We start from the raw sequence: 10,981 nt of genomic DNA on the forward strand, positions 1-10,981 counted from the left end.
CGTGGGGAAAGGGACGGACGTTCAGCTTTGTCCTCTCCCGCCCCCGTATTGCTGCTGCTGTCCTTCTCCGGGGGACACCCTGGGATTTTACTTTTTTTCCCCCCGCCCCCCTGCCGTATTTCCGGCGGGTCCCGCCGCCCTCCTGACGGGCCGCGCGGTCCCGCCGGGCCGCCTCAGAGTCCGGCGGCCAGCTTGCGCAGCAGGCCGGTGAGGGTCGCGGCCTCCTCGTCCGTGAGCCCGGAGAGCGCCGCCCGCTGCACCTCCAGACCGGCGCCGACCGCCTCGTCGATGAGCGCGAGCCCCCGCTCCGTCAGGGTCACCTGGATGCCGCGCCGGTCGTGCGGATCGGGCGTGCGGGCCAGCAGCCCCGCCTTCTCCAGCTTGTCCAGCCGCCCGGTCATCCCGCCCGTGGTGAGCATCAGCGTCGCCGACAGCTGCCGCGGCGAGAGGGTGTACGGGGCCCCCGAGCGCCGCAGTGTGGCGGCCACGTCGAACTCCCCGCGGGAGATCCCGAAGCGCGCGTACGTGCGCTCCATCTCGTCGCCCATGGTCCGCGCGATCCGGTAGATGCGCCCGAAGACGGCCATCGGGCCGGTCTCCAGGTCGGGCCTGACCGCACCCCACTGGCCGATGATCGCGTCCACCGCGTCTGCGTGCTGCTCGCTCATGGTCCGCAGTATCCGCCGCCCCTCAAGTAGATCGCAAGAAAGTTGCTTGACGGAAAGTAGCTTAGAAGTAAGCTACTTTCTAGCAATCTACTTGAGGGGTGGGGACATGGCGGACACACGGACGGGGACGGGGCGGGCGCGCAGGGCCCGGGCACCGCGCGAGCGCGTCGAGCGGATCGCCGGAGAGCGAGCCCTGCTCGCCGGCGCCGGGATCAGCGCCGTGGGCATCGGCATGTACGTGCCCTTCTCGCTGGTCTTCTTCCACGAGGTCACCGGGCTCTCCTTCGCCGCCGTCGGCATGGTCCTCACCCTCACCGGCCTCGCTGGACTCGCCTTCATGCCGCTGGCCGGCACAGCGGTGGACCGCTACGGGGCCCGCCGGGTCAACCTGGTCCTGTACGCGGTCCGGGTGCTCGGCTTCGCCCTCTACCCGCTCGCCGGCTCCCTGCCCGCCTTCGCCGCGGTCACCCTGGTCACCGCCCTCGCGGACCGCTCCTTCCCGGTGGTCCAGCAGTCCCTGATCGGCGAGGTGGCCCGCGGCTCCGCCCGCGACCGGCTCCAGGCCTCCCTGCGCGCCCTCCAGAACGCCGGCATGGGCGCCGGCGCCCTCCTCGTCTCCGGCGTGCTCGCCCTCGCGGGCCCCGCCGCCTTCGCGTACACCGCCTACGGCAACTCCCTCGCCTTCGCCCTGGCGGGACTGCTCGTCAGCCGGGTCCGCCCGGTCCGCGACCCGCAGGCCCCGGCCGCACCGGCGGCGCGCCGGGCCCAGGCGGGCTACCGGATGGTCCTGCGCGACCGCCCCTTCCTGGGCCTGACCGCCGCCAACTTCCTCGCCGCCCTCGGGTACGCCGCCCTGTCCGTGCTCTTCCCGCTCTACATCGCCACCTGGCTGCGCGGCCCCGACTCCCTGACCGGGGCCGCCTTCACCCTCAACACCGTGCTGTGCGCCGGGGCCGGCGTGCTCGTCGCCGGCCGGGTCCGCCGTACCGGCGCCCGCCGCACCCGCTCCGCCGCCCTCGGCTGCCTGCTCTTCGCCGCCGCCTTCGCCGGACAGGTGCTCCTCGGGACCCTGCGCCCCGGACAGGGCCCGCTGCTCGCCGCCCTGCTGGCCGTCGTGGTCGTCTACACCCTCGGCGAGCTGGTCCACAGCCCCTCCGCCGGCGCCCTGTCCGTCGCCGCCGCCCCCGAGCCCGTCCGCGGCCGCTACCTGGCCGCGTACCAGCTCTCGTACTCGCTGGCCACCGCCCTCGCCCCCTCCCTCTTCACCTCCCTCCTCGCCGTCGACGGCCGCCTGCCCTGGGTCCTGCTGACCGCCACCGCCCTCGGTGCGGCCCTCGCCCTGGTCCGGCTGGAGCGGCACCTCCCGGCGGAGGCCGTGCACCCCTGCGCCGGAAGCGGGGCGGCGGGCGGGTCCGCGAGCGGGCCGGGGGCCGGAGCGCCCGCCCCGGCCGCGCCCGCCCCGGATCAGCCGTCCCGCCGGCCCGCCCCCGCCGCCGTCTGAAGCCGGGTCCCTCCCCGCCCTCCGCCCTCCGCCTGAGGAGTGACGACATGAACCGCCTCGCCACCGTCGTGCTGACCGCCCTCGCGCCCGTCTCCTGGGGCTCGACCTACATCGTCACCAGCGAGCTCCTGCCGCCGGACCGCCCCCTGTTCACCGGCGTCGCGCGGGCCCTGCCGGCCGGGCTGCTGCTGGTCGCCGCCGCCCGCCGGCTGCCGCACGGCGCCTGGTGGTGGAAGTCCGCGGTGCTCGGTGCGCTCAACATCGGGGCCTTCTTCCCGCTGCTCTTCCTCTCCGCCTACCGGCTGCCCGGCGGGGTCGCGGCCGTCCTCGGCTCCTTCGGCCCGCTCGCCGTCATCGGCCTCGCCGCCCTGCTGCTGGGGGAGCGGGCCACCCCCCGTGCCCTCCTCGCCGCCGTGGCCGGGGCCCTCGGGGTCGCCATGGTCGTGCTCACCTCCCAGGCGGCCCTCGACCCGGCGGGCATCGCCGCCGGGATCGCCTCCTCCGCCTCCATGGCCGCCGGCATCGTGCTCACCAAGCGCTGGGGGCGCCCCGACGGGACCGGCCCGCTGGCCATGGCGGGCTGGCAGCTCACCGCGGGCGGGCTCCTGATCCTGCCCGTCGCCGCCCTGGCCGAAGGGGCGCCGCCCGCCCTCGACGGCGGGGCCCTGCTGGGCTACGGCTACATGGCCCTGCTGAACACCGGGGCCGCCTACTGGCTGTGGTTCCGCGGGATCGGGCAGCTCAGCGCCACCTCCGTGACCCTCCTCGGCCCGCTCTCGCCGCTCACCGCCGCCGTCATCGGCTGGGCGGCGCTGGGGCAGGAGCTCTCGCCGGTGCAGGTGGCGGGCATGGCCGTCGCCTTCACGGCCACCGTGGCCGGGCAGCTGCCGTGCCGGCGGCGCAGCCCCGAACCCTTCGAAGAAACTGAACGGAAACATCGGAAAGTTTCGATGGACCTGATGGATGAGCCGGTGCGACGGTAGACCCCGAACGATCCGAGCGCGCAGCCCGCACCGCGCACCGAACCGAGGGGGAGGGGACCGCCGTGTCAGTCCTGGACCGCGTCCGCAGCAACGGCGAAGAGCGGGCGGCCGCGACAGTCCGCCCGGCGGGGAAGCGAGCCGCCCTCGGCGCCGGACTCCTCCTCGCCTTCACCGCCACGGTCGTCTGGTCCGGCAGCTTCGTCGCCACCCGCGGCATGGCCGACAGCGTCCCGCCCGTCCAGGCCGTCTTCTGGCGCTGGCTGATCGCCCTCGCCGCCGTCGCCCCCCTCGCCGTCCGCGAGACCTGGCGCCAGCGCGCCCTGATCCGCCGCCACCTCGGCTTCCTCGCCCTCGCATCCTTCTTCGGCATCGCCCTCTACAACACCCTCGTCCACCAGGCCGGACTGACCACCTCCGCCTCCAACATGGGCATGATCATGGCCGCCTCACCCGTGGTCATGGCGGTCTTCGCCCGGATCGGCGGCGAGCGCCTCGGCGCCGTCCGCACCACCGGGATGCTCATCGCCGCCCTCGGGGTGCTGCTGCTCGTCGGCAAGGGCTCCCTGACCCTCCAGTTCGCCCCCGGCGACCTGTGGATGTTCGGCGCGGCCCTGTCCTTCGCCTCGTACAGCGCCCTCCTCAAGCGCAGGCCCGCGGAGATCACCGGGCTCGCCTTCCTCTTCACCACCTTCCTGGCGGGCGCGCTCATGCTCGCCCCCGCGTACGGGCTCTCCCTCGCCCTCCAGGGCGGATTCGCCGCCACGCCCGGCACGGTCGGCCCGCTCGTGTACGTCGGGGTCTTCTCCTCCGCCGTCGCCTTCTTCGCCTGGAACAAGGCCGTCGCCCTGATCGGCGCGGCCCGCGCCGGGATCGTCTACTACCTTCAGCCGGTCTGCGTCGCCCTGCTCTCCCTGCCCCTCCTCGGCGAGCACACCGGGCCCGCCCAACTGCTGTGCATGGCGCTGATCCTGGGCGGGGTCGCCCTCGGCGCCGCCCGCCGGTAGGCCGGGCCGCGCAGGTAGGTTCGCCCCATGACCGGGACCACCGAGTGGGACATCAGGAAGCTGCGGATCCTGCGGGCGCTCGCCGACCGCGGAACCGTCACCGCGGCCGCCGCAGCCCTCCACATGACCCCCTCGGCCGTATCGCAGCAGCTCACCAACCTCGCCCGGCAGCTCGGCGTACCGCTGCTGGAGGCCGACGGGCGCCGGGTGCGGCTGACCGGGGCCGCGCACCTGGTCCTGCGGCACGCGGAAGGCGTCTTCGCGCAGCTGGAGCGCGCCGACGCAGAGCTGTCCGGCTACCGGGCCGGGGAGGCCGGCGAGGTCCGGATCGGGGCCTTCTCCACGGCCGTGCCGGCGCTGGTGGTCCCGGCGGTGGCCGCCCTGCGGGCCGCGCGGCCGGGGGTGGAGGTGCGGGTGCGGGAGGCCGAGGCGGCGGAGTCGTACGAGCTGCTGTCCGCCGGGGCCGTGGACCTGGCCCTGTCCCTGGCCGCCCAGGCGCCCGCCGGGCCGGATCCGCGCTTCACGAGGATCGCGCTGCTGGAGGACCCGCTGGACGTGGCACTCCCCGCGGACCACCGGCTCGCGGGGGCGGACGGGCTGCGGCTGGCCGACCTGGCCGGGGAGCCGTGGATCTTCGGGGGGTCCGGGGCCTGGTCGGAGATCACGCGGACGGCGTGCGAGGCGGCCGGGTTCGTACCGGAGCAGGCGCATTCGGCGGCCGGGTGGACGGCGATCCTGGCGATGGTCGGGGCCGGTATGGGCGTGGCCCTCGTCCCCCGGATGGCGGCGTCGCCGCGGGCGCCGGGTGGGGTGGGCGGGGGTGGCCGGGGGAGCCGGGGGGTGGTCGTCCGGCCGTTGCCTGCGGACCGGCCGACGCGGCACGTCGTCGCCGCGACGCGGCGCGGGGCGGAGGAGGGCCCCCTCCTGACCCCGCTCCTGGCCGCCCTCCGCACGGCGGCGTCGACCCTGTAACCCCGCTGCGCGGGGCCTGTTCCCCACCCCGCCCCTTCCCGAAACCGGGGGCAGGCCCCCGGACCCCCGGACCGTGCGCTGCGCGCCCGGTGCGCTCAAACGCCGCGCGGGCTGGATTTTGCTGCGGTTCGCTGGAATGTACCGGTCAGCGGCAAAATCCAGCCCCGCCGGCGTTTGAGGCGCGGGGTCTGGGGCGGAGCCCCAGTTCGGGAAGGGGCGGGGTGGGGAAGGGCCCCGCGCAGCGGCCCGGGTGGGGCGGAGCTGCGCGGGGCCCCGCCGGGGTCAGGCGCCGGCGGCTGCGTCCGCCGTCTGGGCGCGGAGGGCGCGCTCGACGCCCGAGCGGGACTCCGAGACCAGCCGCCGCAGCGCAGCGTTCGGCTCGGCGGCCGCCAGCCACGCGTCCGTCGCGTCCAGCGTGTCCTGGGACACCGCCAGCGACGGGTACAGCCCGACCGCGATCTGCTGCGCGATCTCGTGGCTGCGGGTCTCCCAGATCCCCTTGACCGCCGCGAAGTACTTCGCGGCGTACGGCGCGAGCAGCTCCCGCTGGTCGGTCTGGACGAAGCCCCCGATGACGGCTTCCTGCACCGCGTTCGGCAGGTCCGCGGACTCGACGACCGCCGCCCAGGCCTCGGCCTTGGCCTCCGCCGTCGGACGGGCCGCACGGGCCGTGGCCGCGTGCCGCTCGCCCGCCGCGGTCTTGTCCCGCTCCAGCTCGGCCGCGATCTCGGACTCCCCGGCCCGTCCGGTGGCGGCGAGCCGCTCCAGGAGGGCCCAGCGCAGCTCGGTGTCGACGGCCAGGCCCTCGACGGCCTCGGTGCCGTCGAGCAGCCCCGCGAGCAGGTCGAGCTGGGACTCCGTACGGGCGGTGGCCGCGAAGGCCCGCGCCCAGGCGAGCTGGTGGTCGCTGCCGGGGGCGGCCGCGCGCAGGTGCTCCAGCGCGGCGTCCGTCCAGACGGCCAGGCCGGTGTCGCGCCAGGCCGGGTCGGCGTACAGGTCCACGGCCAGCTTCACCTGGCGGTGCAGGGACTGCACCACGCCGATGTCGGACTCCTTGCCGATGCCGGACAGCACCAGCGCGAGGTAGTCGCGCGCCGCCATCTCGCCGTCACGCGTCATGTCCCAGGCGGAGGCCCAGCACAGCGCCCGCGGCAGCGAGGCCTCGAAGTCGCCCAGGTGCGCGGTGACCTTGGCGAGGGAGTGCTCGTCGAGGCGGACCTTGGCGTACGACAGGTCGTCGTCGTTGAGGAGGACCACGTCGGGCCGGGAGTGGCCGACCAGCTCGGCGACCTCGGTCAGCTCGGCCGCCGCGATGTCGAGCTCCAGGCGGCGCTCGCGCAGCAGCTTCCCGCTCTCGTCGTCGAGCGTGTAGAAGCCGATCGCGATGCGGTGCGGGCGCAGTACGGGCTCGCCCTTGGCGCCCGCCGGCAGGGCCGGGGCCTCCTGGCGGACCTTGAACGAGGTGATGACCCCGTGCTCGTCCGTCTCGACCTCGGGGCGCAGGATGTTGATGCCCGCGGTCTCCAGCCAGGCCTTCGACCAGGCGGTCAGGTCGCGGCCGGAGGTCTCCTCCAGGGCGCCCAGCAGGTCGGACAGGCGGGTGTTCCCGAAGGCGTGCGCCTTGAAGTACGCCTGCACGCCCTTGAAGAACTCGTCCTGGCCGACGTAGGCCACGAGCTGCTTGAGCACCGAGGCGCCCTTGGCGTACGTGATCCCGTCGAAGTTGACGAGGACGTCGTCCAGGTCGCGGATGTCGGCCATGATCGGGTGCGTGGACGGCAGCTGGTCCTGCCGGTACGCCCAGGTCTTCATGGAGTTCGCGAAGGTGGTCCACGCGTGCGGCCACTTCGAGCCGGGCGCGTACGCCTGGCAGGCGATGGAGGTGTAGGTGGCGAACGACTCGTTCAGCCACAGGTCGTTCCACCACTCCATGGTGACCAGGTCGCCGAACCACATGTGGGCCAGCTCGTGGAGGATGGTCTCGGCGCGGACCTCGTACGCCGCGTCCGTGACCTTCGAGCGGAAGACGTACTGGTCGCGGATGGTGACCGCACCGGCGTTCTCCATCGCGCCCGCGTTGAACTCCGGCACGAAGAGCTGGTCGTACTTCGCGAACGGGTAGTCGTAGTCGAACTTCTCCTGGAACCAGTCGAAGCCCTGGCGGGTGACCTCGAAGATCGCGTCCGCGTCGAGGAACTCGGCGAGCGAGGGGCGGCAGTAGATGCCGAGCGGGACGGACTGGCCGTCCTTGCCCTCGTACGAGCTGTGCACCGAGTGGTACGGGCCGACGATCAGCGCGGTGATGTACGTCGAGATGCGCGGGGTCGGCTCGAAGACCCAGACGTCGTCCTTGACGTCCGCGGGCGCAGGCGTCGGGGAGTTCGAGATGACCGTCCAGCCCGCGGGGGCCTTCACGGTGAACTGGAAGGTCGCCTTCAGGTCGGGCTGCTCGAAGGACGCGAACACCCGGCGCGCGTCCGGCACCTCGAACTGGGTGTACAGGTAGGCCTGCTCGTCGACCGGGTCCACGAAGCGGTGCAGGCCCTCGCCGGTGTTGGTGTACGCGCAGTCCGCGACGACCTTGAGCTCGTTCGCCCCGGCCGCCAGGTGCTTCAGCGCGATCCGCGAATCGCGGAAGACGGCGGCCACGTCGAGCGACTTGCCGTTCAGGACGACCTCGTGCACGGCCGGCGCGACCAGGTCGATGAAGGTCTCCGCGTTCGCCTCCGCGGAGTCGAAGCGCACCGTGGTCTCGGACCGGTAGGTGCCCCCCTCCTGGGCTCCGCTCAGGTCGAGGTCGATCTCGTACGAGTCGACGGTGAGCAGCTTCGCCCGCTGCTGAGCCTCTTCACGGGTCAGGTTCGTGCCAGGCACGCGTTCATCTCCTTCGATGGTGACGTTGCGCGCCCATCCTTCCACGCCGGGAGGGGCCACCGCTTCGGAGTAATGCCGCGGCGCCCCGGTGACGCCCGGAAGCTCCTGCGGGGCGGTGCGGGCCGCCGGGCGGCCGTCCCCGGATGCGCCGGGGGGCGGCACCCGCCACCGGGTGCCGCCCCTCGTACCGCGTGCGGGCCGGGTCAGCCGCGCAGCTCCTCGGCGACCAGCTCGGCGATCTGCACGGCGTTCAGCGCCGCGCCCTTGCGGAGGTTGTCGTTCGACAGGAACAGCGCGAGGCCGTTGTCGACGGTCTCGTCCACGCGGATGCGGCCCACGTACGAGGCGTCCTTGCCGGCGGCCTGGAGCGGGGTCGGGATGTCGGAGAGCTCGACGCCCGGGGCGTCCGCCAGCAGCTCGTACGCGCGCTCGACGCTGATGGGGCGCGCGAAGCGGGCGTTGACCTGGAGGGAGTGCCCGGAGAAGACCGGGACGCGCACGCAGGTGCCGGAGACCTTCAGCTCCGGGATCTCGAGGATCTTGCGGGACTCCTTGCGGAGCTTCTGCTCCTCGTCGGTCTCGAAGGAGCCGTCGTCCACGATCGAGCCGGCCAGCGGGACCACGTTGTAGGCGATCGGGCGCTTGTAGACGCCCGGCTCGGGGAAGTCCACGGCGCCGCCGTCGAAGGTCAGCTGGTCGGCGGCCTCGGACACGGCGCAGGCCTGGGTCTTCAGCTCGGCGACACCGGCCAGGCCGGAGCCGGAGACGGCCTGGTAGGTCGTGGCGACCAGCGCGGTCAGCCCGGCCTCCTCGTGGAGGGGGCGCAGTACCGGCATCGCGGCCATCGTGGTGCAGTTCGGGTTGGCGATGATGCCCTTCGGGCGGTCCTTGATCGCGTGCGGGTTGACCTCGGAGACGACCAGCGGGACCTCGGGGTCGCCGCGCCAGGCGGAGGAGTTGTCGATGACGACGGCGCCCTGGGAGGCGACCTTCTCGGCGAGGGCGCGGGAGGTGGCGCCGCCCGCGGAGAAGAGCACGATGTCGAGGTCCGCGTAGTCGGCGGCGGAGGCGTCCTCGATGGTGATCTCGCGGCCCTCCCACTCGATCGTCGAGCCGGCCGACCGGGCCGAGGCGAACAGGCGCAGCTCGTCCACCGGGAACTTCCGCTCGGCGAGGATGCGGCGCATGACGCCGCCGACCTGTCCGGTGGCTCCTACGATTCCGACCCTCACGGTGACTCCTTCTGGTGCGTACAGCTCGGTCAAGCCGACTCCATCATGCGGGCGACCCGGGCACGCTTGTCCAATCCATTGTCCGCAGTACGGACCGGGTGCCCGGGGCGGCCGTTTCCGGGCCCGGTATGACAAGTGTGTGGCGGCCTTGTTTCCGGAGCCCAGATCGGGCGTTTGAGGACGCGAAGGGCGGTTACGGTCCGATCTGTCGTGACCGATATCCGGACACGCATTCCAGATAACGAATCGGGGAGATCCGTCGTGCCCGCCCACCGCCACCGGACCATAGCCGCGCTCGCCGCCGCGGCCGTCGCCGCACCCCTCCTGCTCGCCGCCCAGCCGGCCGTCGCCCACGAGCGCCCGGGGCACCCGGGCCACCCGGGCAGGCTCGCGAAGCAGCTGGTGAAGCAGGCCTCCGGCAAGAGCGCCTACCGCCACCTCGTGCAGTTCCAGAAGATCGCCGACGCCCACGGGGGCAACCGCGCGGCCGGCACCCCGGGCTACGACGCCTCGGCGAAGTACGTCCACGACACCCTCAGGAAGGCCGGCTACAAGGTCGCGTACCAGGAGTTCTCGATCTACGACGCGCAGACCCGCACGGAGAAGCTCGCCGTGCTCGGCGCGGGCGCCCGCGAACTGACCACGGCCGCCTTCACCTTCACCCCGTCCACCCCGAAGCAGGGCCTGACCGCCGCGCTGGCCGCGGCCCGGGTGGACGACACCCCCGGCTGCGACGCGGCCGACTACCCGGCCGGCGCCTTCACCGGGAAGATCGCCCTCGTGAAGCGGGGCAGCTGCACCTTCGTGGAGAAGCAGAACGCCGCCGCCGCGGCCGGCGCCCTCGGCGTGGTCGTCTACAACCACAGCGGCACCACCCCGGTCCGCGGCGGGTTCTCCTCGCCCGCCGAGGGCCGGATCCCGAGCGCGGGCATCACCCTGGCCGACGGCGAGGCGCTGGCCGCGGCCGTGGCCCGCGGCGAGGTCAGGGTCCGCCTGGACCTGGACCAGAAGCACATCAAGAAGCAGACCCGCAACGTCATCGCCGAGACCCGCGGCGGCCGCTCCGACCGCGTGGTGGCCGTCGGCGGCCACCTGGACTCGGTGGCGGAGGGCCCGGGCATCAACGACAACGGCTCCGGCTCCGCGGGCCTCCTGGAGGTGGCCCTCAAGCTCGCCGACCAGACCCGCAAGACGGGCCGGCAGCCGGCGAACAAGGTCCGCTTCGCCTGGTGGTCCGGTGAGGAGCTGGGCCTGCTCGGCTCCGACCACTACGTGTCCCGGCTGAGCGCGAAGCAGAAGAAGGACATCGCGCTCTACCTGAACTTCGACATGATCGGCTCCCCGAACCCGGCGCAGTTCGTCTACGACGGCGACGACTCCGACAAGAAGGGCGCCGGGGCCGGCCCGGCCGGCTCGGCGCAGATCGAGCGCCTGATCAACGGCTTCCTCGACCGCAAGGGCAAGCCCCACGAGGGCAGCGACTTCGACGGCCGCTCGGACTACGGCCCGTTCATCGCGAACGGCATCCCGGCCGGCGGCACCTTCACCGGGGCCGAGGGCATCAAGACCCCGGAGCAGGCGGCCCGCTACGGCGGCCGGGCGGGCGTGGCGTACGACCCGAACTACCACGGCGCCGGCGACACCCTGAAGAACATCGACCGTACGGCCTTCGACACGAACGTCGACGTCATCGCCCACGCGGTCGGCACCTACGCCCAGGACCTGCGCGGCCTGAAGGGCTGATCCG

Annotated in this window: 8 protein-coding genes; 5 read left to right on the top strand and 3 right to left on the bottom strand. The window is 73.5% G+C overall.

The annotated features are described in order from the left end of the window. Window positions 1–173: 173 nt before the first annotated feature. Window positions 174–668, bottom strand: coding sequence for a MarR family winged helix-turn-helix transcriptional regulator (locus tag ACZ7JZ_RS02760; protein WP_470932475.1), 495 nt, complete (start codon window positions 666–668; stop codon window positions 174–176). Between the two features lie 106 nt (window positions 669–774). Here ACZ7JZ_RS02760 and ACZ7JZ_RS02765 point away from each other — a divergent pair, with 106 nt between their 5' ends. The 4 genes from ACZ7JZ_RS02765 (at window position 775) to ACZ7JZ_RS02780 (ending at window position 5,128) form a co-directional block, all read left to right on the top strand. Next, complete coding sequence (locus ACZ7JZ_RS02765) at window positions 775–2,169, top strand: MFS transporter (RefSeq protein WP_470932477.1); 1,395 nt, start codon at window positions 775–777, stop codon at window positions 2,167–2,169. 47 nt (window positions 2,170–2,216) lie between these two features. Beyond that, window positions 2,217–3,152, top strand: coding sequence for an EamA family transporter (locus ACZ7JZ_RS02770; protein WP_470932478.1), 936 nt, complete (start codon window positions 2,217–2,219; stop codon window positions 3,150–3,152). A gap of 62 nt (window positions 3,153–3,214) precedes the next feature. After that, complete coding sequence (locus ACZ7JZ_RS02775; RefSeq protein WP_470932480.1) at window positions 3,215–4,156, top strand: DMT family transporter; 942 nt, start codon at window positions 3,215–3,217, stop codon at window positions 4,154–4,156. Between the two features lie 27 nt (window positions 4,157–4,183). Beyond that, window positions 4,184–5,128 (top strand): LysR family transcriptional regulator, encoded by a 945-nt coding sequence (locus ACZ7JZ_RS02780; RefSeq protein WP_470932482.1) that lies wholly within the window; start codon window positions 4,184–4,186, stop codon window positions 5,126–5,128. A gap of 282 nt (window positions 5,129–5,410) precedes the next feature. Here the strand turns inward: ACZ7JZ_RS02780 and pepN are convergent, their stop codons facing one another. Further along, on the bottom strand, window positions 5,411–8,002 hold the full coding sequence (gene pepN, locus ACZ7JZ_RS02785; RefSeq protein ID WP_470932484.1) for an aminopeptidase N: 2,592 nt from the start codon (window positions 8,000–8,002) through the stop codon (window positions 5,411–5,413). 203 nt (window positions 8,003–8,205) lie between these two features. Beyond that, window positions 8,206–9,234, bottom strand: coding sequence for an aspartate-semialdehyde dehydrogenase (locus ACZ7JZ_RS02790; RefSeq protein WP_470932486.1), 1,029 nt, complete (start codon window positions 9,232–9,234; stop codon window positions 8,206–8,208). Window positions 9,235–9,495: 261 nt separating this feature from the next. Here ACZ7JZ_RS02790 and ACZ7JZ_RS02795 point away from each other — a divergent pair, with 261 nt between their 5' ends. Next, the gene (locus ACZ7JZ_RS02795) at window positions 9,496–10,977 is read left to right on the top strand and encodes a M28 family metallopeptidase (protein WP_470932487.1); all 1,482 of its coding nucleotides are present in this window, start codon (window positions 9,496–9,498) and stop codon (window positions 10,975–10,977) included. Window positions 10,978–10,981 lie beyond the last annotated feature (4 nt).

It is taken from the genome of Streptomyces sp. NPDC038213 (assembly GCF_055600495.1).

Coding starts and splice junctions, on each gene's coding strand:
- ACZ7JZ_RS02765 (WP_470932477.1), top strand. CDS start 775: ATGGCGGACACACGGACGGGGACGGGGCGGGCGCGCAGGGCCCGGGCA.
- ACZ7JZ_RS02760 (WP_470932475.1), bottom strand. CDS start 668: ATGAGCGAGCAGCACGCAGACGCGGTGGACGCGATCATCGGCCAGTGG.
- ACZ7JZ_RS02770 (WP_470932478.1), top strand. CDS start 2,217: ATGAACCGCCTCGCCACCGTCGTGCTGACCGCCCTCGCGCCCGTCTCC.
- ACZ7JZ_RS02780 (WP_470932482.1), top strand. CDS start 4,184: ATGACCGGGACCACCGAGTGGGACATCAGGAAGCTGCGGATCCTGCGG.